Here is a 21022-nt window from a genome sequence, read left to right on the forward strand (position 1 = left end):
AGTCTTAATTACGCCGCAAAACCTTCTCCGATCAGCTTGTCTATATCAATGAGTATGATGAGCCTGTTTTCAAGTTTCGCTATGCCTTGAATGAACCTGCTGCTCATGGTTGAAGCCATAGGCGGCGCTGGTTCCACTATATCCGACGGTATTCTCAAGACTTCCGACACTGAGTCTACAATGAGGCCGTTTGTGATACCCTGGATGTCCATGATTATCACTCTTGAGTTCTCATCGGAATTTTTATCATAGACCCCGAATTTCTTCCTGAGGTTTATTACCGGTATGACTTTGCCCCTCAGGTTTATAACACCCTCTATATAATCAGGCGCATTCGGTATCTTTGTGATCTCCGTTATCCTGTTTATTTCCTGCACCTTCAAAATGTCTACCGCGTATTCTTCATTTCCGAGTGTGAATGTCACCAGTTGCAGCACCCGCTGTGATACATGTTCGTTTACGGCTGTGATTCCCATAATTTTTCCTCCTTTATTTCTAAATCAAAAACCAAAGTCATTTAAAAGACCTTCAACGTCAGACTGGCTGACCTTCTCTGCCGGCTTTTCCGCAGTTTCAGGCCCGTGGCCGCTGTTGATAGCGACGCCTGCCTCGACTTTCTCTGATTCGGTCTTAAGCAACATCCCGAATTTAGTTATCAGCCTCAACAGTTCGACCTCGACATTGTTTACAAGGTCCATGACCTTTTTGATTGTTTGCCCCGTGATGTCCTGAAACTGCTGAGCGGTAAGGATCATCGTCATGTCATTGTCCAATGATTCCTTGAAAGACTTGAGATAATTCACCGCCTCGTCATTGTCTTTTATGCTCCCGACATGTTTTGAGAAATCATTGGATTCCTCAAAATACCTTTCCACAATTCCCATTGTCTTGTTAGCGGCCTCTTCAGTCTTTTTGATTACAAACTGCAGGTTGTCAACGGCATTGGGAACATCATTTTGCGTGAGTTTTTGAATTCCTGTATTCACAGCGCCCTTGAATTCTTCAAGCGAATCATGGAGCTTTCTTGTTATCCTCCCGATTTCTTTAAAGAGATCGCTGTCTGTCGCCTTGACCAGTTGTTCAACTATGGTCTCCATTTTCTGATAATCATGCACCGCCAATGCGTCCATGAAATTCAACATCAGGTCGAATATATTGTGGCGGGGATCATTTGCATCAATTTTGCCGGCCATGAACTCTTTTGCGTTGCGCAATTCCTTTACTGTGATTTTCCCGCCGATCGTATCAACTTCTTTCGTCACTTCCACATTGTTCCCGTCGGCTGAGTTAGTAACGTTGACAATGGCGTCTTCAAGTAAATTAATATCATCAAGAGGAAGAAGTTTCTTTATATTCAAAAGGACGATCAGCCTGTTGTCGAGTTTTGCGACGCCCTCGATATGGTCCGCGTTATTGATGAACCTCTCAGGCGGTTCTATTTCGGATTCATCCACCTTGACAACGCCTGTAATACCGTCTACGACGACGCCGAATGTAACTTTGCCGGCTGCAAGAACAATCACCGTTCCGCCGGCTTCATCATTGTTGAATGAGCCAAGCAGATTTTTGAGATTAATTATTGGAATGACCGATCCCCTGAGATTGGTGACCCCTTTTATATATGACGGCAACTGCGGCAGGGCGGTTATTGAAGGCATAGTGATTATTTCACGGACCTTCAGGATGGGGATCATATATTCGCTTGAATTAAGTTGGAATCCTATGTATTGTTGCACTTATAAAACCTCCTTTAGTCTCATGACGGATTTATATATGATTTACGTTCATTGAACATTGCGATATTAGTTGTTTTTTTGCGGCAGTTAACGGCTTGCACTTCGCTCGTTCCCCTGCAGATGTTAAAGTGACTGATCAGTGTCTGCAACTCTTGTGATATATCGCCCAGCGCCTTTGTCATGCCGTGATATTTCTGGGCAACCTCTGCGGTCCGCTGGTTTTCGTTGGAGATCTCCTGCAGGTTTGTGGACACGTCTTCACCCGTAGAACTTTGCTGTTTGGCTGCCACATCGATCTGCTGCACCATATCCATCACATCCTGGACCGAAGCGACTATCTGTTTCAGGGAGTCATCAGCCTGGTTTGCCATGTTAACTCCCGACTCCACTTCTTTTGTCGCGGAATGCATTGATGAAACGGCGTTCTGGGTTTCCTGCTGGATACTCTTGATCATTCCGCTTATCTCGCCCGTAGCGGACGTTGTCCTCTCGGCAAGCTTTCTGACTTCATCCGCGACAACAGCAAAACCTCTTCCCTGTTCTCCGGCGCGCGCCGCTTCAATTGCCGCGTTTAACGCGAGGAGATTGGTCTGGTTTGCAATGTCGTCAATGACTTTAATAATCTCACCAATCTGCCGGGACCTTTTGCCGAGCGCTTCAATAGTATTCGCTGATTCATTGACCGAACGCGATATGCGGTTCATGCCGTTGATTGTCTCGGCAACAACCCCTCCACCTTTTGCGGCCAGTTCAGACGCTTCTTTTGCGGAGCGTGCTGCCATACTGGAATTCCTGGTCACATCAAAAACCACAACGCTCATCATTTCAACCGCACTTGCCACCTTGGCGGTATTTGATATCTGCTCTTTGGTGTCTTTAGCTATGACATCTGAACAGGCAAACAGGTCATCTGAAAAGTCGGTTATTTTATGCGTGGCGCACGATACTCTTTGTGTAACTTCTGCAAGCTCCTGTTTCATATTATTCAGCGCGCCGCCTAATTTCTTCATGTGCTTGTGATTGATCACTATGTCCGCCTGCGTAAGGTTCCCTTTTGCGATCCTGTCGGCAAAGTCAATCAGTTCATCCATCATTGCAATGCCGATGCTTGCGTACATGGTCTCAACTAACAAAACTACGGTTATGGCAATAACAATAAAAATGGTGAACAGGCCCTCAGTGTCCGTTTCATTTTTTATTAACTTGATGTTTTCCACTAACTTTGTTGCTTCAGCGCTGTCGCCGGGCAGTTTTATGATATTTCCCGCGGAATCAGGGGTTGTTAAATGCGACAGATCGACTAAATGCGATGATATGGTTGCATGATGTAGGAAGAAGTAAATAACTATGACTGCGAAGGTGACGGCATATGGCATTATCCTTATAATGACTTTGTTACGGATGCGCGGCTGCTGAATGATGATTTTTATAATATCAACAATATTAGAGACACGAAAATTCATGATTACCTCCGTTGTAATATATGCACTGCACGACTTCCATTTCTCTTGAAGCAACCTTCATTATTATCCCTTTGTTATACCGAGCAGGTTTCTTGACATGCTTGCAACGTCAAGAATAAAGACAACCTTTCCATCGCCTGTTATGGTGGCGCCGAGGATATACGAAGACGTCGTGTCTACCCCGTCGACTGTTTTTATGACGACTTCTTCCTGCCCCACAAGCTTATCAACCGCTATGCAGAACTTTTTGTCTCCGATTGCGATGACGATTAAATATTTATAATCTAAATCGCCGTTGCCGTTTGAACCTATCCCGATCAGGCTGTTCAGCTCAAACAGCGGGCAGACCTTGTCGCGTATTACAATTACATTCTGACCGGTGATGTCTTTAATGTCTTTCTTTGCAACCTTCAGCGTCTCTTCAATAGGCGAGAGTGGTATGGCGTATTTGGCCCCCCCGACTTCAACCATTAAGGCCTGAATTATTGCCAGCGTTAACGGGATGCTTATTTTAAATGTAGTCCCGATGTCTTTCTGGGTTGTAACTTCGACGTAACCGTTTAAAAGAGATATATTGGTTTTCACAACATCCATGCCCACGCCCCTGCCGCTGAGCTCGGTTGCAACTTCCTTTGTTGAAAATCCCGGTAAAAATATCAGGTCTACGGCGGCTTCGTCCGTCATCTTCTGCGCTTCATCTTCAGTTATGAGCCCCTTTTCAATGGCTTTTTTCTTCAGCCTGTTAACATCCATTCCTTTTCCGTCATCCGTTATCTCAATGACGATCTGGGTGCCTTTCTGGTATGTGTTTATAACAATTTTGCCTTTTGCGGGTTTGCCTTTTGCCTGTCTCTCTTCCGCGGATTCGATGCCGTGATCAATGGAATTTCTCAATATATGAGTCATGGGGTCGCCGATGTGTTCTATTACAGTCTTGTCAACCTCGGTGCCTTCGCCGAATATTTGCAGCTCAACATCTTTTTTAACATTAGCGGAAATGTCTCTTACAAGGCGCGGGAATTTGCTGAATACCTTCTGGATGGGCTGCATCCTCATCTTCATGACGGCAAGCTGCATATCGGAAGTCACCCTGTCCAGGAAAGAGACGGTCTCCATGAGAATTTCCGCCATGGGGTCCTCGGCGTATTTGAAATCAAAATAGTTTGAAATGTTTAAAAGCCTGTTTCTTACCAGCACCACTTCACCTGCGAGGTCCATGACCTTGTCAATCCTGTTAACGTCAACTCTTAAATTCTGGGCTGTTTCTTTCGGCTTCTGGGCCGCAGGGTCCTTGGACTCCGGAGCGGCCTCATTCTGTTTCTGCTCTGCATCAAGTATCTCAGCCGAAGGCTTTGCCGTCTCAGCAGTCTTATGCGCTGCATCTTGCGGCGACTTTAGCGGCTCTGTCATTTTCACAGGTTCCGCAGCCGGTTGTGATACGACCTCCGGATTCTGTTTTACTGTTTCTGCGACAGGGACAGGTTCCGGTTTTTTTATTTCGGGGGCCGCCGCAGCTTCCGCAGTGACAGGGGCTTTTACCTCGCCGGTCCCCGACATGGAAGCCTTTAATGCGTCACCTAATTCCTGCACCAGATGGGCAACATCTTCGACAATGCCGTCCTTTTCTTTCAAGTGACCGAGAAGAAGCCGGAGCATATCAACGGACTTGAGAATTGCGTCCATTAGAGATTTTGATAAAGAAATCTCGCCTTCCCTGAGCTTCTTCATGATATTCTCCGAAGAATGCGCAACGTCCACTATGGACTGAAAACCCAGGAATCCAGCGGCGCCTTTGATCGTGTGCATTGACCTGAATATATTATTAAGGAGCTCTTTGTCCTCCCCTTTTTGCTCAAGTTCAAGGAATGAAGGCTCTATCTTGTCAAGGGACTCTTCGGCCTCTGTAAGAAACTCAAGTATTATTTCTTCCATTTCATCGTTCATGGTCATGTCTCCATTTACCTGAAAAATGGGCGACCGAAGCCGCCCATACCCAGGGTTGGGGGGCCTTTGGCCTTCCATTTTCATTCAGTATCATTTTGCAGCCTGCAGCCTTTCCAGTATCTTGTCCATCTTTTCTTTCAGGATTTCTCCCGTAAACGGTTTAACAATGTAATTGTTGACGCCTGCCTGTATGGCGGTTATGACTTTATCTTTTTCGGCCTCCGCGGTGACCATAAGAATCGGTACATCTTTTATTTCCGGATCGCTGCGCACTTTCTTCAGCATTTCAAGTCCGTCCATATTCGGCATGTTCCAGTCGGTGACGACAAAACCGAATCCGCCGTTTTTAAGCTTTGAATAAGCCTGGGCGCCGTCTTCTGCTTCCTCGATATTTTCATATCCAAGTTGCCGGAGCAGATTTTTAACGATCCTTCTCATAGTGGAAAAATCATCGACAACAAGGATTTTCATCTTTAAATCGGTCATGCTATTCCTCCTTGAGCAAATATTTCTTTTAAAATGGCTTTTATGTTCTGGGCAATGGCCTCTCCAGTGACCGGCTTTACTACGTAACCGTTTGCGCCGTAATTAAAAGCCCTCTCCCGTTCTGCTTCATCATTTTCAGTTGTGACCATTAAGATAGGGATTTCCGAAAATCTCGGGTCCGACTTCAGGGTCTTTATCAGCTCCATGCCGTCCATGTAAGGCATATTCAGGTCTGTCATTATCAGGTTCACGTTGTCCGTGCCGAGTTTTTCAAGGGCGTCAAGGCCGTTTTCCGCGAACACAACGGCGTATCCCCTTGACTTCAGATAATGTCCCAACAGCTTCCTCGTAGTCTGGCAGTCGTCTACGATCATTATCTTCATATTCATGGTTTCACCCCAACAGAATTCTGATCTTCTGTCATAAAATTTGAATTCCTTATTTTGCATTTCCAGTTTTTCATGTTTATGCCTTCTGATATATAATTGCTTTATTTGAGACGTTAGGCCTGAAGGCCCTCGTAATATTGTGGAGGCTTTCGGAAGACCCGATGAAAAGATAACCCCCGTGATTCAGGCTGTCGTAGAGATTTGACACCACTTTCTGTTTTGCTTTTACGTCAAAATAAATAAGGACGTTGCGGCAGAAGATAACATCCACATTCCGCAGCAGTTTTGTGTTCTTATCGTCAATAAGATTTACCTTCATGAACTTGACCGTGTTTTTAATCAAAGGATTGAGCTCATGCGATTGCCCGTTGCTTAAAAAATATTTTTTAAGGTAGTTTTCCGGGATGTTCCTCACGGAATATGAATTGTATACCGCCCTCTTTGCGGAGCTTAAGACCCCCTCGCTCAAATCCGAGCCGTATATTTCAAACTGCCTGGCGCTGAAACCTTTTTCAAGGAGCATCATTGAAAGGGTATAGGGTTCCTCTCCCGTAGAGGAAGCGGCAGACCAGATCCTGATCTTCGCGCCTTTGTTCTGGCTGAATATCTTTGAAGCTATTTCATTTGCAAAAACATTGAGCTGCTCAGGCTCTCGGAAGAAATAAGTTTCGTTTGTGGTGACTGCGTCAAAAAGCCTGGTAAGCTCGTTTCCGTTAATGCTGCATTTTATGAGTTTGTAATAATCCTCAAAACTTTTTAAATTTTTTTCCTGCAATATCCTTGCAAGCCTGTTCTCGATAAGATACTTTTTGGTATCGGCTATATATATGCCGCTTTTTTCATATATATAATCTCTTAAATCCTTAAAAGTTGAATCCGGCAAAGGGATGGTCAGCATCTGGCCTCCGCATTAGATGATGAGGAATGTCTCTGGGCGATCTGACGGATAGTTGTGCTGAAATCATTAATGCGTGAAAGGAATAGCGTTGAATTGATGTTAATAACAGCCTGGACTGCTTCATCGATAACGTCATTGTACTTTTCGTTATGGAGTAACTTCAGCAAAGGCTCAAAGGAAGACATGTCCCCTATCTTTCCAAGGGCGATGACCGCTGATTTTCTTACGTGGCTGTCATGATCGTCGATGGCCTCTATCAGATATTCTTTAGCTTCATCGCTGTCTATCTGGCCGAGGGATGTAATGCTCGATCTTCTTACGTCTCTATAAGTGCTTTTCAGCAAATCGATGAGGGCCGGAACAGCTTTCGCACATTTTAATTCCCCGGCTATTTCTATCGCGGCGACTTTGCCCTTGTATTTGACTGATGGATCAGCGAGGATATCTATCAGCGTATCTTCACAGCCGAAGCTTTGAATAGCGGTTTTTATCAAATACAGTTTTTCATCGTTATCGGGGTCGGACAAATCAAGAGACCCCGCAATATCAAGCATATGCCGGACGGCCTTCAATTCCTTAAGCATGATCAGCCCCTTGATTGCGACGACTTTTTCGTCCCAGTCGCCATCCACCAACATCTCAATGAGTTCGTCCGATATGTCAGGGGGGACCGCGCCTATCTTAACAAGGCTTATGATTGTGGCCCTTTTTTCAAAGCCCTCTGTTTTCAATATATGTTCGATCAACTGGTCCTGGGCGGCAGGGGAGCTTATGTTGCCGAGCGTCTCTATAGCGGCGAACCTGATCGCCTCGGAAGGGCTGTCCAGAAGGGTCACGATATGCTCCACTGAGTTTGCGTCTTTCAAATTCGTAAGCGCTTCAAGCGCTGAAAAACATACCCATTCTTCATCTTTCAAGGCATTTACTAACTGAGGGACCGACTCTGTACATTGCAATACACCCAAAGTTTTTGCCGCTGCGGCCCTGACATTGGCGTTTGGATCGCATTTAAGAATTTCAATTAATTTCTCCGGGTAATCACAGTACTGAATATCGTGGATAAGGTCAATGGCAAATTTCCTCACGTCGTCGTCTTTGTCCTTCAGAAGTACAACAAGCAGAGGAATGGTGATTGCGCCCATTTCTTTCAAAATAATTATCGCGGTATTTCTCAGGAACGAATCCTCCCTGAGAAGGGGAAGCACCATATATGCCGTGGCTTCACTTTTTATCGCCATTAGAGAACGCATCGCCGCGTCCTGCACGCCGAAGTTTTCATCCCTCAATGCTTTAATCAAAGGATAGATGGCCCTTTCATCTCCTTGCGACAGCGACTCGGCTGCCGCCCGTCTTTTTGAGGCGTCATGATGACTGAGACTTTCCATGAGTTTTGTAAATTTTGAGTTATGCATTATCCAACCTCGATTATTGCTTTTTAAATCTTTACCTGTATTCCGGCTACTAAAAACTCAAGCACTGTAATTCTTATGCATAATTATCGGAACTTAATTGATATTACTTTAGAGGATGAGTGAAATTAATCACGCACAGGAGCAGGACACTATCTGACAGACGAATTTTGATCTGGCACGACTGATTCAATAAGCGCATCTTCATCAGTCCTTACAAGGTTCCTTCCCGACTTTTTGGCAAGGTAAAGGGCCTGGTCAGCCCTTTCAAATACCGTAGTTATGTCATCGTCTTTTCTGAAGGAGCTGATACCTACGCTTATCGTAAAGGGAATTTTTTGTCCTTTGTAAGAGAACACGGACTTGTCAATATAAGACCTGACGCTCTCACCTGCTATTTTTGCGCCGTTCAGGTCCGTATGCGGCAGGATGATCGAAAACTCCTCCCCGCCGTATCTTGCAATGAAATCGTTTTTCCTTAATCTTTCTTTCAGGAGGCCGGCCAGTTTCTTAAGCGCGAGGTCCCCGATCTTATGCCCGAACTTGTCGTTGATTTTCTTGAAAAAGTCTATATCGCAGATCATCAGCGCTGCCGGTATTTTGTACCGCTGGACATGGGCCAGGATTTCCTCAACTTTTTCATCATATGCCCGGCGGTTATGGATGCCTGTAAGGGCGTCATGATAGGACTCAAATTCCATCTCCTGGGATTTCTTTTTTATTTCCTCTGCCTCGTGTTTGATCTCATTCATCCGCTCCCACATTTCTCCGAGCGTCTTCTCCGCGTCTTTCAGTCTCAGTATGTCCTGCTCCCTTTTTTTCTCGATCCCTTTGTTGATGTTTTCTATTTTGTTCAAAAAAGCCGTTTTGAGGGCGTTGATGTCATCATGATAATTGCAGTCTTGCCGCATCATGTTTATATAGCTTGTTATGTCTTCCTCAAAAGCCCTCTCGTCCCTGAATTTTTGCTGCTGCGAAGCCAGTTCACCGGTCAGAGGCTGTTCAATAGCGCCGAGATATTGCATGGTCTGTTTTAAAAATTCTTCCACCTCCTTATTTCTGTCGGATAGGGACCCGATATATTTCCTGAGAACATCGATCGGTGAATCGAGCCAGTCCTTTGCGTTCATTGCTGCATCGTTGTTATTGAACATGTTCTTAAGGGTGTCAAATTTATCTGTCATATGAGAGGGCACAAGTTCGGTAAACCTGTCTAAAATTACGTTGGCTATTTCCTTCAGGCGGTCAATCTCAGTATTTGATGAAGCGACGCCGTTATTTACCAGGACGCATTTTACGCTGTCTTTGCTGAACATTTTTTCAGCTATCAGTTTGCTGCTTATCTGTTTCTGATTTTCACGGGACAATTCCTTGAGGATGACGAGGACTTCATCGGCGATGACATAGACTTTTTCTTCAAAGGCAGCCAGGTCCAGCTCTTTAAGATCGATTTCCTGATTCATAACAATTTCCCTCCAAAATATTTGTATGATTTGGAAAATAGAAATTCAGCCGGGCCGCAGTGCCCCTGATACATACTGAAAGACTGCATCAAAAAACTCTATCTCCTCAAAACTCAGATTCTGATTACAACTGAGTATCGGAATATTGTTCAGGCTTCTTTAGCCGTTACTGTAATAATGTGTAGAGAATGAGAAAGGGGAGTGGGCGGGAAAAGGCGGGAAAAGGTGGGGAATATCAAGAAGTTAAGGCTTTAAAAGGGCAAAAGAGGCTAAATGAGAAAAAGTATGCTTTTAAAGCTGAATTTACATTCAGATTGAGAAAGTTCTTCTTTTCCCCGGTCTTTTTAAATCCTCATTAAAAACAATTCAACTGCTTATATAATCGTGTTTTCCCGAGATTAGAAGCCGTCATCGGATGCCTTTTTACAACCGCCGCCGAGGGGCCTCTCAGGGGGACATTCACTATTCTTATTTTTCAATAAGTTGTCTATTTTTACCTTTTAACCCCGTTTTTAATTATATTGACATCGATACCACGTTGCCGGGATGTTCTGACGGTAGGCTTTATCCTCGAATTCTACCAGCCTTTTCTTAGTATCTTCAATATCCCTTTTTGCCTGGAATACCCTATCACGAGCCTTATCTAATTTAATTTCATTTGCGATAGAAGAGATTATAAGTTTAAGATTCTCCTCAGCGTCAATAACCTCTCTTTCAGCATCTTCAATATTACGCCGCAACGTCTCCCCATTTTTACACCAGTAATCCTGATCTTTCTCCTCTGTAATACTTACAACAAGCCTATCTACTGTTCCTTTGTCTCTATCAGCCTCGTTAATATAAGATGGAGTTCCAGTGCTTTCTTTATCGGAAGCCCGTCTATATTTTTCAAGGTCTTCATTTGTGTAAACATGACCGGCAAACCAAACCTGCACGTCAGCAGCTTCAGCGACAGCACACAACAACAAAAGGCTTAATATTACAACGATGATTTTTTTCACGTCCCCTCCTCCTCTTTTAAAAGGTTATTATCCACAGTTTGAAGGGCATTAATACCCTCTTTAAACTCTTTCCTGCCTTTCAGCAGTTTTAATATAATTTTTTTTGCTTCGGGGAGATCGTGCTGTAGAATATCCACTATCTCAGACAACTCAGGATCAGCACTGCATCTATTATAATGTATGCCGCTCTCAGATACAACATCTTTTTTGCGCTCCGGCTCTCCTTCCCCGGTGAGCAACCAGTCTTTATTAATGTTGAATTTTAGGCATATTAACTCACTTAATGTATCACTCGGCTCATTTTTTCCTTCCTCAAGCATTCCTATATAAGAAGGAGAAACACCTAATTCTCTCGCAAAAGCGGCTTTCGACATGGTCCCTCTTATATAAGTAATTCTTATACCTTTATTTTTAAAGTTAAGTGACTTCATTTTCACTTGACAAAAGATTAAGTGACTTAATATACTTCATCATCATGATGAAATTAGAGACAAAAATAAAAATCAAGATGCTTAAGAAGGGAATCACCGGCGCGGAGATCGCCAGAAGAGCGGGAGTAGATCGTACAGCAATATACCACGTCCTCGCCGGGCGTAGCCGCTCATATAAACTCCGCCGCGCGATCTGCAAGGCAACCGGGTTACCTATGAAAATTTGGAATGCACTGGATAGGGCCGCATAAATGGAATATCTAAAAATACAGAACGCTACAGACAACATCACCTCCGGGGCGTCGGATGTTCGGTGCAGCGAGTCAACTTCTGGCAAGGCAGGCTCGCTCGCCGCTTCCGGCGCTTCGATTTTGGATGCTTTGATTGTAACTTTTCAGGGATTAATAGCGCAATGTTTTTTTTGTTTCAAAAAGTATACAAAGTGGACCTATTAAACAAATGAAAAAAAAGAGGAGGGTTAAGGGATTGAAAGGGACAACTCCGCATCAGATTAAGATCGAGAAGCGGGAGGCAATATTTTCGCTTCGCATCCCGATGAAGCTGAAGTTGCACGTTGATGAGCTTGATGACACACAGAGGAAGAGCATGAACCATCGGATAATGAGAGTCATGGCCAAGGCCGCGCATGATTCACTTTTTAGAGAAGAAGATTTTCTGGAGGGAGAATAATGGGAGAAATCATAGACAATGAAGATGATGTAATTAAGGAGACCAGGGGGTTGTCTCCACACACAAAGAACACGATACACCATCACATCGCAAATTCGCTCACACCGATCCTTGCGCAGGCGCAGATAACCAATAACGAGACCATTGAGAAATGCGTAAACCATATTTTAAAGGATCTTGAGAGGTTCGGGATCAGGGAAACGGGACTGAGATTTTAAATTTTAAGGGAGGGATAAGTGGGAAATAACGGAAAGAATGCAGTAGTGATTGATGATATTGAAAGGGCTGACGCGATCAAGGCTATAGAGGGCGATTTGCCCTATGAGCGGACGCTATATATCAATGAGGTCCGGTACCTCATGAAACATACCGCAGAGACGATCCTTGAAATAGGGAAGCGTCTCCTTGTTATTCAAGATAAAGAGGGATACGGGCAATTTGCCCGGATTGTAGAGAAGGAAATTGGCATTCCTCACACCACAGCATATAGGTTTATGAATGCGGCTATTAAATCCGAAAAATTCCCCTCCATTAACTTTAAAAACTTTTCCCACGTTGGGAAAACTTACGCTCTCCTTGAGGCTCCTGAGGAGGAGCTAAAAAAGTTTGAGCAGCTCGGACTCTTTGCCGGAAAAGACGTCGATGAGATTGAGCGCATGTCCGTCAAAGAGCTACGTTTAATGGTCAAAAAACTCAGGGACAAAGGCGAGGGGAAACAGGTCTCGAAACTGACCTCTGAAAACAAAAATCTCCATGAAGAGATTAAAAAACTCCATTTACAATTGCGGCTCGCCGATAAGAGCCATTCTGCTTTTCAGGACGCATATAAAATGGCGGATGAACTACTCGATCAGGCGGTCAGGCTGCTCAATGACGCCAATAGCTCACCAGCGGTGGCAAATGTCCTGGACGATGAAAAGACCCTCAAAAAATACACCAACATGGCGAACCTCTTTGAAAAGAAAATGAAGGGCTGTCTGGCCATAATGCGGGAGGCCTTATCGTGAGAGGCGACCTTGTGACCTTACAGCAGCTCGCAGGGCTTGAGGGCGTGCCATACGATACTATTAAAAAGGCCTATCAGCGGCAGGCTTACAGCCTCGTACAGATTGACGGCGATCAGCCGTTTATACGGATCATTGACCCTGCGATATCAACGCAGGCAAAGGACCGTTATTTTAATCCCACAGTCCCTGCGGAACCGGCAGGGACTTTCCCCCCAGAGACGCAGGGAGAAGTGATGACCCTCCCTGCGTCTCTCCCTTCCCGGCAAAGAAAAGACAGCGTTGTCTTCGTCTCTGATCTAAAGGAGTGGCAGAGAGACTGTATGAATGCGCGTATTGCGATCATACGGGCGATAGAGGGCATCAGCGCGGAGCAGTCACTATCTGTTCACAGGTCAATATCGCGCTTTCTTGAGCTCATAAATGTGGCTGACCAATACAAGAGACTAATCACCCTCGCAAATCACCGCGACGGGAAAAACAGGACCATTAGCGATAAATCGATTTATCGCTGGTTCAGTCTGTTTAAAAAATACGGAATTCTCGGCCTCGCCCCGGAGGACACGGAAAAACTCATTGTCCCCGCGTGGGCGGACAGGTTTCTGTCGCTCTATCGTTTACCCGGTAAGCCTTCGGTCCCGCAGGTGCTTGAGATGATGGGCGCGGACGCTCCCAGCTACGGGCAGGCGGTGAGGTTTATGAAAAAATTCTCCCGCATAGACGCGCAGCGCGGGCGAATGACCGGCAGTGAATTGCGCTCCATCGGCAGTTATTGCATCCGGGATAAAAGCAATTTACTGCCTCTCGACGTTATAGTTGCAGACGGACATTCCTTAAAAGCGAAAGTCGCGCACCCGGCCCACGGTAAGCCGTTCAACCCTGAGGTTGAGGGCATTATAGACGTGCGCACGCGCGTGTGCCTCGGCTGGTCCGCAGGGCTTGCAGAGTCCGCGCAGATCGTCGCCGACGCATTACGGCACGCGGTGACGGTCAATGAGCGCAAGCTCCACGGCGGGGTCATGGCGATCCTCTACACAGACGGCGGCGCGGGGAACAAGGCAAAGATGATCTCCGCCGAGGTCACTGGCATCCTCGCGCGCATAGGCACACAGCTAAAGATCGGCATTCCCGGCAACCCGATGGGCCGGGGCATTATCGAGGTACTTCAAAAGACAATGTGGGTGCGCGCCGCCCGTATGCTGCCGACATTCACCGGCGCGAACATGGACAACCTCTCATATCGCAAAACCATCCGGCTCGTAGAGAAAGACATCAAAGAAAATCGTATCCCTAATCAAATGCTCTCATGGCCGCAATTTTTAGAGTTCTGCCAGCAGACCGTTGACGCATATAACAACCGCCCTCATTCCGCATTACCAAAAATCACGAGCGAGCAGGGCTTTCGCAGGCACATGACGCCGCTTGAGATGTGGGGCAGATTCGTTGGGGACGGCTGGCAGGCGACAACCCTGAATGATGATGAGATCAGGGACCTCTTTAAGCCGCAGATAACCTGCATCGCGCGCAATGGCATGGTCCGCGTCTTCGGCAATATCTACTACAACAAAATACTTGAGCACTATCACGGCGACCAGGTGTGTGTGAATTACGACATACACGATCCAAAACTCGTATGGGTCAGGGACCGGCAGCAGCGGCTGATCTGCGAGGCAGTTTTCGAGGCCAACAAGCGCAGCTATTTCCCCGTCTCAGTCATCGAGCAAGCCAGAGAGCGCAGGGCACAGGGCAGACTCAAGAGGCTTGAAGACAAGATCAGCGAAGTGCAGGCTGAGCGCAACGGCACAATGGAGACAGAGATCCATATCCCGGAGGAAATGGTTGACTGTCATTCCCGCGAAGGCGGGAATCCAGAAGATACCCCGCAGATATTTGACGAAGCATGGCAGCGGTATGAACATCTGATGCAGCAGGATGAAATGACCCCGGAAGAAATGCAGTGGCTTGAGGATTACAAGGCATCCAATGAATACAAGAGTATCTACGGCAAGCAGGAGAACGCGGCAGGATAAAAAAACGGCTGCCGGGCAAGGGCAGCCATAACAATTAAAAACATATCTAAGAGGGAGGATAACTTTTGAAAAGAGGATTTGTCAATACAGACAACGTTAAGAAGTTCAAGGCTGCCATTGATCGTTTACAGAGCAGGGAAGAGCAGGTGCCCGGCATGGCGCTGATCTACGGCGAGCCTGGACTTGGGAAAACAAAAGCAGTTGCATCATGGTGCGCGCAGAATGTCAATAACTCTTTTTTTATCCGTACCAAAAAACTGATGACAGGCAGGTGGCTGCTTGAAGAGCTGGTCTCCGAGCTTGGCGAACAGGCTGATAAGCGCGTCCCTGATCTCTACAGACAGGCGCGGAATATTTTAATGGAGAAACAGTGCACCGTATTTTTCGATGAGGTTGATTATCTCTGTCACGATGCGCGTGTAATAGAGACACTCAGAGATCTGCATGACGATACAGGGACGCCTATTGTGCTGGTAGGCATGGCAGAGGCGGAAAAAAAGCTGTCGAGGTACAGACATCTATACGACAGGTTTTCCGAGATCGTAAAATTCCAGGACCTCACAGAGCTTGACGTCCGCACTATCGCGGATGAAATGTGCGACGTGAAAGTGACTGACGATGCTATCAGATACATCCATTCACAAGGCAGCCGGTTTAGAAAGATCGTGATCCAGCTATACCGCTGCGAGGCAATAGCCAAGCGAAACAGCCTGAAAGAAATTACCGGGGCACACCTGCAGGCATGGAGGCGGAAATGAGCACAGAGAAGAAAACCACTGCTCAGGATGTAATCTGGAAAACTATCCGCATTGTCCGCGATTTCACGATTCACGATATTCAAATAATCACAGGGCTTCCTCGTGGGAGCATTAGCGTTTATGTCTCCTCACTTTCGCGGGCTGAATATATCAGGCGTGTCGGCCTCCGAAAAGATTGCCCGGGATTTGCCCCACGCTCAAAAGTCTGGCGGCTTATAAAAAATACCGGACCGAAAGCGCCGCTGCTTCGCCGCTGCCTGCTCGACCCAAATCTCAATACGCTTACGGAGGTGAAAGACTGTGTCCCAGTGGATTGAGATATTAAAACGTGAGGTGGACGCAAAAGGCCCGAAAGTCGTTGCGCAGGAACTCGGCATCAACCGGACAACAGTCGATCTTGTATGCCAGGACAAATACCAGGCGAGCACGGATAAGGTCATCGAGCGCGTGAAAAAGGTCTACGGCCATGACGGCAACGTCCTCTGCCCGGTGCTTGAGATCATCACCCCGCTGCGCTGCGCGGAGACATGGAACAAGGCTAAAAAGATCGGTATGAAAGCCAGCAATCCGGAGACGTTAAAGCTCTATAAAAAGTGCCTTAATTGCAGTGTAAGAAGGAATTAATAATGCAGATCACAAAAGCTCAAATAAAAATAATCCATTGCCTCAAGGGCGCGCTGAAACTATCTGACGAAGACTATCGCTCCCGCGTGATGGGGCATAGCAGCGGCTTTGATGGATCATCCCTTAGCTTGTCCTATGCTGAAGCCGCCGCCCTCACAAAAGACATGGAGAAAGAGGCGGTTGAAAGAGGCGTGTGGACGAAACACACCCCTGAATCCCCTCTTGATAGAGGGGACAAAAAGAAAAAATACGACAACCTCGGTCATCGCCCCGGCATGGCCTCACCCGCACAGCTCCGGCTGATTGAATTTATGTGGGCGCAAAAGAGCTTTCTGCATGACCCTGCGCAGAGAGCGCAGGCCTTGCGGCATTACTGTTTCAGGATCACAAAAAGGGATGATCTGACATTTTTAGAATCACGAGACGCATCGAAGTTAATCAAATCAATCGAATCAATGAAAAAAGGAGGGAAGAGTGAAATTAACAACAGCAAGATTATGTGTTGGCTGCGAGACGATCTTCGACCAGCTCCGCAGCCTGATCTGCGGGATAAAGGACATGACGCAATGCCCGGAGTGCGGGAGTAAATCAACGATGCTGTTGTCGGGCATCATCCCGACGATGAATGAGGCAGAGAAGAAAGAAAGTAAACACACCCCTGAATCCCCTCTTATTAGAGGGGAAGAAAAGGAGGCCGCATGCTCACTATAGATTTCAAAGACGCGCAGATATGTATCAACTGCGGACATATCCACCACGTTGCAATTGAAGAGGTATACGGCAAAGGTGTCTGCCCGCAGTGCGGTGAAAAGATGTGCGTGACGATGAAGGCGTACATCGACAGCATCGCAAACCCGGAAGATTTTGATTGCACGGTTGAATTGACAGCGGAGGGCATGAAGGCATTGGAGGTGAAGGGATGAAAATAAAAGAGGAGACGGTTTTTGTATTTATCATCGTCGCAGCATTCGCGCTCGGCGTTCTCTGCGGCGGTATGATAGCGGAGAGGAAATATCAAAGCGTCATTCCCGCGCAGGCGGGAATCCAGACATTCAACGAAAATAAGGGAGGGTACGGTCATGATTAATTTTTTGATCGGGTTTGTTATCGGAGGGATTTTCGGATTTATGATCTTAGCGATTTGCGCCGCGGGGAAGCAATGATGAAAATATGCGTAATCTGCCAGCAACAGCATAATAACGAAGGGCAGCTCTGCAGCACGTGCCTGCTGCTGCCGGTGAGGAGAGGAGTGTAATGACATTACAGGAGATTGAAAAAACAACGGACGATTATGCAGCAGCAAAGCGCGAGTTTGATGAACTCGTGTCGGAGATCAGCGAGAGGACAGAAACACTGAAACGGGAATTTACGCCGAAGCTCAAGGCCGTAATGGGTAAGATTGCAAAAAAACATCAGGCGCTATATAGGGCCATAGGTGACAATACAGACCTTTTCGAGAAGCCTCGCACTCAGATATTTGATGGTATCAAGATCGGCTTAATGAAAGGGAAAGGAAAACTCTTTGTCGAGGATGAAGACTTGACAATTAAGCTCATCAAAAAGCATTTGCCGGAGCAGGAAGAATATCTCCTGGAAACTAAGTATGAACTTAGAAAATCAGTCATTAAAAAATTGACCGAAAAGGAGATGGTGAAAATCAACGTCGCTATCATCGACAAAGACGATCGCATTGTCATCGAGTCGATTGATACGACTGTACAGAAGATTCTCAACTCGCTGATCAAAGTGCAGATCGAGGAGCTGAGCGAAGAGTATAAAGAGGAGGCGGCGTGAAGACTGCGGGATGGATACGAATAGAGCTTAAGGCGGGGCGTCCGAAATGGCATTGCTTTATTGACGAAGGAAGATATTCTCTCTGCGGGAAAACACATGTCTATTGTCAATTTGATAAAGTTCTGAGGCACATAACCGAAGGCGGAAATTGTCTGTTGTGTGCGAAGATTTTAAAAAAGAAGGGAGGTGAATAGACGATGAAGACAATCATAACAAGCATCGCGTTATTGATACTCCTGCCGCTGACGGCGTGCGCGGCATCATTGAAACTGCAATGGGACGCGCCCACGATGGAATGCGGGACTAATCAGCAAATAGCAGACCAGGACATCGGCGGATACAAGTTGAATTACAGATTAGAGAGTGAGACCGCTTATCAGACAGTGGACGTTGGTAAGGTCACGACCTACACGCTGACAGGATTAAAACCCGCTGTCTACTGCGTCAATGCGGAATCATACGGCGCAGTCGGCGCCGGCACATGTGGAGTATCAAACGAAGTTTGTAAACGTGCTGAAGTAATGCCGGGAGCTCCGGTGAATATGAACTGAAATATAAACGTAGAGACGCCATTAATGGCGTCTCTACAGAGGGAACATGAACAACCTAAATAACATAATGACAGGTGATGGGATATCCCCGATATTTACAAAAGCGGAGTTGGCGTTGCTTGAGAAGAAAATGAACGCGAGCGATCAGCCGTACTGGGCGAAGGCGTATTCTTTCGTCCACGCCTATAAACGCGGAGCTGAGCCCTGGTCGCTGATGACAAAGAAACAAAGATTGTGGCTATGGAAAATAAAGGACTCGTTAGGATGATACTTTTAAATTATTCCACTCTCGCATTCGACACATTCAGCGTACATTGCAATTTCACGGATATCTGCCCGTATGAATGCATGATGGATTTTTGTCCTTTTTGGGAGATGAAATGACGTACAGATACGAATGTGGATGCATTGAAATAATTGTAGAGACGCCATTAATGGCGTCTCTATCGGCCTGCCCGCTGCACAATGCGCGCGGAGTTGCGGAGCTCATCGATTGCGTCAAAGGCCGCCCGATCAAATGCTGGATCACAAACAACGAATGCGACGAGCGCAGACTATGCCCGGCGTCTTACGACGATTGTCAATACAAATGGCGCAGGAACACACAGGGGAATTTAATATGAGTGAATGCAAATCATCCTGCAAGTGCGGCGCGGACCTCCCGCCGCATTATCATAAGGCAGGAGAAGTGATTTTATTCTGTGAAAATTGCACAAAAAAAATAGAATGCCATGACCCAAACTGCGAGATCTTAGATCATCAATCCTGACGGCATCGAGAAGCCATGTAATTGCCATGGACCAAACACAGTTTAATTTTGAGCTGACGAATGAAGAAATGAAAATTATAAATATACTACAGACCTGCAAAGGCAAAGAGGCCGCAATGCTGGGGGCAAAAATCGCCACTCTCACCGGCATATCATATTATGATGTCAGACAGACAATCTCGCATTTAATAAATCAGCACGGCTGCCTTATCGGCAGTTACAGCCGGGGCTATTATCAAATAGTTGATCCCAAAGAAGTTGATGAAGTCTGCGAATCACTCAGACATCGCGGAATCTTAATCTTATATAGAGCCTCAAGAATTAAAAAGCAGTCTCTTGAAGATGTTTTTAACCAGGGCAGGATCGAATTTAAGGAGTAGTTAAATGTTCTTTAAAAATCCTTTTAAGAAAGAAACGCCGTCCACTCCTGCGACCGATCCACTATGGGATTTATTCCGGCAGGCGGACGGGGACTGGTGCTGCAAGGTTTTTATGGAGATGAAAAAACACGGGCTCCCGAATATCTCGATCTACACACCGGGTAAGAATGTGATATTGGTCAATATTAAGTTTTGTCCGAGATGCGGGCGGAAGTTATAACACACAAGTTGAGTGACGAGGCGCATGAAAAATAATAACTGGCATAAAGACGATTTGAGAGTGAACTGGAACGGGCAGGCAGTCGTAAGCCTGCCGATGGTGGACAGGGCGCATAAGCTACCCGAAGGGAACGCCCGTAGAAACTTCAACAGGAACAAAAACCGGTTTATTCCGAGGGGGACAATTTGTCCCGCTCAAAGGGGTCATTGTCCCGGTCAAAAGGCGGCAGCAGAGAGAACATGATTTTCCTCACTCTCTCCGGCTACCTGATGCTTGCAAAGTCTTTCACCGATGACCTGAGCTGGACGATTCAGCGGGGTTTGGTGAAACACTATTTCAAGGCCACGAGCACAGAAAAGACATTAGATATGCAAAATAAATATTACACAATAAAAAACGCTGGACAGGGAAATGAGCCGTGTGGTGCTCGTTCGCTGTCCAGCGCTTTGTTAGGGCCGGGACTTACTCCTTCTTTTTCTTTTTGGGGCGTCCCCCTTTCTTGCCGTTGGCGCGGGCTGCTTCGGCCTTTGAGGCGGAGGTTGATCCCCCGCCTCTCTTGCCTATCTCACGCATGTAATTACTTATGGTCTTGGGGAGTGCCATTACTCCAACCCTCCACTGGACCGCAGATCGATAATATAACTGCGGTCATAATCCTCGTTGATTACGTCGAGATGGACGCCACCGCGAGAGCCGAAGGAATCACCACAAGTACAATCAGTGGATCCACAAAGTTTATTCTTAAGTTTGCGAGCCGTCGCCCGGCTGATCATGTGGAAGCCCTTAAAGCGTCCTTCGGTAATCTCTTGCGGGATTACAGTTGCTTCGGTGTTGTGAAACTCGTTGCTGAGCGTGATCTTTTTCATTTGTCCTCTCCTTTTTTGAGGGTTATTAATTACCTTATATTTAATATTACCAAAGCCGCTTGGGTTTTGTCAAGTCTTTTTTTGGGTATGCAAAAAAAAATATTATCTGGGGCGGG

Annotated in this window: 32 protein-coding genes; 19 read left to right on the forward strand and 13 right to left on the reverse strand. The window is 46.3% G+C overall.

Features of this window, described 5'->3' with window-relative positions; genetic code table 11:
- Nucleotides 1-8: 8 nt before the first annotated feature.
- The 9 genes from HZB61_10050 to HZB61_10090 form a co-directional block, all read right to left on the reverse strand.
- On the reverse strand, nucleotides 9-476 hold the full coding sequence (locus HZB61_10050) for a chemotaxis protein CheW (protein MBI5056942.1): 468 nt from the start codon (nucleotides 474-476) through the stop codon (nucleotides 9-11).
- Between the two features lie 24 nt (nucleotides 477-500).
- Nucleotides 501-1736, reverse strand: a complete 1236-nt coding sequence (locus HZB61_10055; GenBank protein MBI5056943.1) for a protein phosphatase CheZ — start codon at nucleotides 1734-1736, stop codon at nucleotides 501-503.
- Nucleotides 1737-1756: 20 nt separating this feature from the next.
- A complete protein-coding gene (locus HZB61_10060) occupies nucleotides 1757-3199 on the reverse strand; it encodes a hypothetical protein (protein ID MBI5056944.1) in 1443 nt (480 codons plus the stop codon).
- A gap of 63 nt (nucleotides 3200-3262) precedes the next feature.
- Complete coding sequence (locus tag HZB61_10065) at nucleotides 3263-5143, reverse strand: chemotaxis protein CheA (protein ID MBI5056945.1); 1881 nt, start codon at nucleotides 5141-5143, stop codon at nucleotides 3263-3265.
- Between the two features lie 90 nt (nucleotides 5144-5233).
- Entirely contained in the window at nucleotides 5234-5614 is a 381-nt protein-coding gene (locus tag HZB61_10070; protein MBI5056946.1) for a chemotaxis response regulator CheY, read from the reverse strand.
- 11 nt (nucleotides 5615-5625) lie between these two features.
- Nucleotides 5626-6012, reverse strand: coding sequence for a response regulator (locus HZB61_10075; protein MBI5056947.1), 387 nt, complete (start codon nucleotides 6010-6012; stop codon nucleotides 5626-5628).
- Between the two features lie 82 nt (nucleotides 6013-6094).
- Nucleotides 6095-6916 (reverse strand): protein-glutamate O-methyltransferase CheR, encoded by an 822-nt coding sequence (locus HZB61_10080; protein ID MBI5056948.1) that lies wholly within the window; start codon nucleotides 6914-6916, stop codon nucleotides 6095-6097.
- Nucleotides 6910-8328 (reverse strand): HEAT repeat domain-containing protein, encoded by a 1419-nt coding sequence (locus HZB61_10085; GenBank protein MBI5056949.1) that lies wholly within the window; start codon nucleotides 8326-8328, stop codon nucleotides 6910-6912. The genes HZB61_10080 and HZB61_10085 overlap by 7 nt, the downstream gene beginning before the upstream one ends.
- Before the next feature lie 149 nt (nucleotides 8329-8477).
- A complete protein-coding gene (locus tag HZB61_10090) occupies nucleotides 8478-9788 on the reverse strand; it encodes a GGDEF domain-containing protein (protein ID MBI5056950.1) in 1311 nt (436 codons plus the stop codon).
- Between the two features lie 188 nt (nucleotides 9789-9976).
- Between HZB61_10090 and HZB61_10095 the strand changes: the two genes are divergently transcribed.
- Nucleotides 9977-10147: a hypothetical protein gene (locus HZB61_10095; protein ID MBI5056951.1), complete on the forward strand. Its 171-nt coding sequence runs from the start codon at nucleotides 9977-9979 to the stop codon at nucleotides 10145-10147.
- A 153-nt stretch (nucleotides 10148-10300) separates the two neighbouring features.
- On the opposite strand, the gene HZB61_10100 is transcribed toward HZB61_10095, so the two are convergent.
- Entirely contained in the window at nucleotides 10301-10789 is a 489-nt protein-coding gene (locus HZB61_10100) for a hypothetical protein (GenBank protein MBI5056952.1), read from the reverse strand.
- Nucleotides 10786-11163, reverse strand: coding sequence for a helix-turn-helix transcriptional regulator (locus HZB61_10105; GenBank protein ID MBI5056953.1), 378 nt, complete (start codon nucleotides 11161-11163; stop codon nucleotides 10786-10788). The genes HZB61_10100 and HZB61_10105 overlap by 4 nt, the downstream gene beginning before the upstream one ends.
- 308 nt (nucleotides 11164-11471) lie before the next feature.
- Here HZB61_10105 and HZB61_10110 point away from each other — a divergent pair, with 308 nt between their 5' ends.
- The 18 genes from HZB61_10110 (at nucleotide 11472) to HZB61_10195 (ending at nucleotide 20283) form a co-directional block, all read left to right on the forward strand.
- Nucleotides 11472-11675 (forward strand): hypothetical protein, encoded by a 204-nt coding sequence (locus HZB61_10110; GenBank protein ID MBI5056954.1) that lies wholly within the window; start codon nucleotides 11472-11474, stop codon nucleotides 11673-11675.
- A 4-nt stretch (nucleotides 11676-11679) separates the two neighbouring features.
- Nucleotides 11680-11910: a hypothetical protein gene (locus HZB61_10115; GenBank protein ID MBI5056955.1), complete on the forward strand. Its 231-nt coding sequence runs from the start codon at nucleotides 11680-11682 to the stop codon at nucleotides 11908-11910.
- Nucleotides 11910-12128: a hypothetical protein gene (locus HZB61_10120; GenBank protein MBI5056956.1), complete on the forward strand. Its 219-nt coding sequence runs from the start codon at nucleotides 11910-11912 to the stop codon at nucleotides 12126-12128. Before HZB61_10115 ends, HZB61_10120 begins: the two co-directional genes overlap by 1 nt.
- Before the next feature lie 18 nt (nucleotides 12129-12146).
- Nucleotides 12147-12917 carry a hypothetical protein gene (locus tag HZB61_10125; protein MBI5056957.1) on the forward strand — a complete coding sequence of 257 codons (771 nt, stop codon included), beginning with the start codon at nucleotides 12147-12149 and terminating at the stop codon, nucleotides 12915-12917.
- Nucleotides 12914-14944: a Mu transposase C-terminal domain-containing protein gene (locus tag HZB61_10130; GenBank protein ID MBI5056958.1), complete on the forward strand. Its 2031-nt coding sequence runs from the start codon at nucleotides 12914-12916 to the stop codon at nucleotides 14942-14944. Before HZB61_10125 ends, HZB61_10130 begins: the two co-directional genes overlap by 4 nt.
- 65 nt (nucleotides 14945-15009) lie before the next feature.
- Nucleotides 15010-15702: an ATP-binding protein gene (locus HZB61_10135; protein ID MBI5056959.1), complete on the forward strand. Its 693-nt coding sequence runs from the start codon at nucleotides 15010-15012 to the stop codon at nucleotides 15700-15702.
- The gene (locus tag HZB61_10140) at nucleotides 15699-16019 is read left to right on the forward strand and encodes a hypothetical protein (GenBank protein ID MBI5056960.1); all 321 of its coding nucleotides are present in this window, start codon (nucleotides 15699-15701) and stop codon (nucleotides 16017-16019) included. Before HZB61_10135 ends, HZB61_10140 begins: the two co-directional genes overlap by 4 nt.
- Nucleotides 16003-16326 carry a hypothetical protein gene (locus HZB61_10145; protein MBI5056961.1) on the forward strand — a complete coding sequence of 108 codons (324 nt, stop codon included), beginning with the start codon at nucleotides 16003-16005 and terminating at the stop codon, nucleotides 16324-16326. The genes HZB61_10140 and HZB61_10145 overlap by 17 nt, the downstream gene beginning before the upstream one ends.
- 2 nt (nucleotides 16327-16328) lie before the next feature.
- The gene (locus HZB61_10150) at nucleotides 16329-16913 is read left to right on the forward strand and encodes a DUF1018 domain-containing protein (protein ID MBI5056962.1); all 585 of its coding nucleotides are present in this window, start codon (nucleotides 16329-16331) and stop codon (nucleotides 16911-16913) included.
- A gap of 111 nt (nucleotides 16914-17024) precedes the next feature.
- Nucleotides 17025-17249 (forward strand): hypothetical protein, encoded by a 225-nt coding sequence (locus tag HZB61_10155; GenBank protein MBI5056963.1) that lies wholly within the window; start codon nucleotides 17025-17027, stop codon nucleotides 17247-17249.
- Nucleotides 17246-17413, forward strand: coding sequence for a hypothetical protein (locus tag HZB61_10160; protein MBI5056964.1), 168 nt, complete (start codon nucleotides 17246-17248; stop codon nucleotides 17411-17413). Before HZB61_10155 ends, HZB61_10160 begins: the two co-directional genes overlap by 4 nt.
- Nucleotides 17414-17580: 167 nt before the next feature.
- Nucleotides 17581-18120, forward strand: a complete 540-nt coding sequence (locus HZB61_10165; GenBank protein MBI5056965.1) for a hypothetical protein — start codon at nucleotides 17581-17583, stop codon at nucleotides 18118-18120.
- Nucleotides 18121-18317: 197 nt separating this feature from the next.
- Nucleotides 18318-18671, forward strand: a complete 354-nt coding sequence (locus HZB61_10170) for a fibronectin type III domain-containing protein (protein MBI5056966.1) — start codon at nucleotides 18318-18320, stop codon at nucleotides 18669-18671.
- A 46-nt stretch (nucleotides 18672-18717) separates the two neighbouring features.
- The gene (locus tag HZB61_10175) at nucleotides 18718-18939 is read left to right on the forward strand and encodes a hypothetical protein (GenBank protein MBI5056967.1); all 222 of its coding nucleotides are present in this window, start codon (nucleotides 18718-18720) and stop codon (nucleotides 18937-18939) included.
- 112 nt (nucleotides 18940-19051) lie between these two features.
- Nucleotides 19052-19294 carry a hypothetical protein gene (locus HZB61_10180; protein MBI5056968.1) on the forward strand — a complete coding sequence of 81 codons (243 nt, stop codon included), beginning with the start codon at nucleotides 19052-19054 and terminating at the stop codon, nucleotides 19292-19294.
- 214 nt (nucleotides 19295-19508) lie between these two features.
- The gene (locus tag HZB61_10185; protein MBI5056969.1) at nucleotides 19509-19820 is read left to right on the forward strand and encodes a hypothetical protein; all 312 of its coding nucleotides are present in this window, start codon (nucleotides 19509-19511) and stop codon (nucleotides 19818-19820) included.
- Between the two features lie 4 nt (nucleotides 19821-19824).
- Complete coding sequence (locus HZB61_10190; protein ID MBI5056970.1) at nucleotides 19825-20040, forward strand: hypothetical protein; 216 nt, start codon at nucleotides 19825-19827, stop codon at nucleotides 20038-20040.
- 24 nt (nucleotides 20041-20064) lie between these two features.
- A complete protein-coding gene (locus HZB61_10195; GenBank protein ID MBI5056971.1) occupies nucleotides 20065-20283 on the forward strand; it encodes an ORF6N domain-containing protein in 219 nt (72 codons plus the stop codon).
- Between the two features lie 219 nt (nucleotides 20284-20502).
- Here the strand turns inward: HZB61_10195 and HZB61_10200 are convergent, their stop codons facing one another.
- Nucleotides 20503-20643, reverse strand: coding sequence for a hypothetical protein (locus HZB61_10200; GenBank protein MBI5056972.1), 141 nt, complete (start codon nucleotides 20641-20643; stop codon nucleotides 20503-20505).
- Entirely contained in the window at nucleotides 20643-20906 is a 264-nt protein-coding gene (locus HZB61_10205; protein MBI5056973.1) for a hypothetical protein, read from the reverse strand. Before HZB61_10205 ends, HZB61_10200 begins: the two co-directional genes overlap by 1 nt.
- Nucleotides 20907-21022: the final 116 nt, after the last annotated feature.

Source organism: Nitrospirota bacterium (genome assembly GCA_016214845.1).
Taxonomy (GTDB): Bacteria; Nitrospirota; Thermodesulfovibrionia; order UBA6902; family UBA6902; genus SURF-23.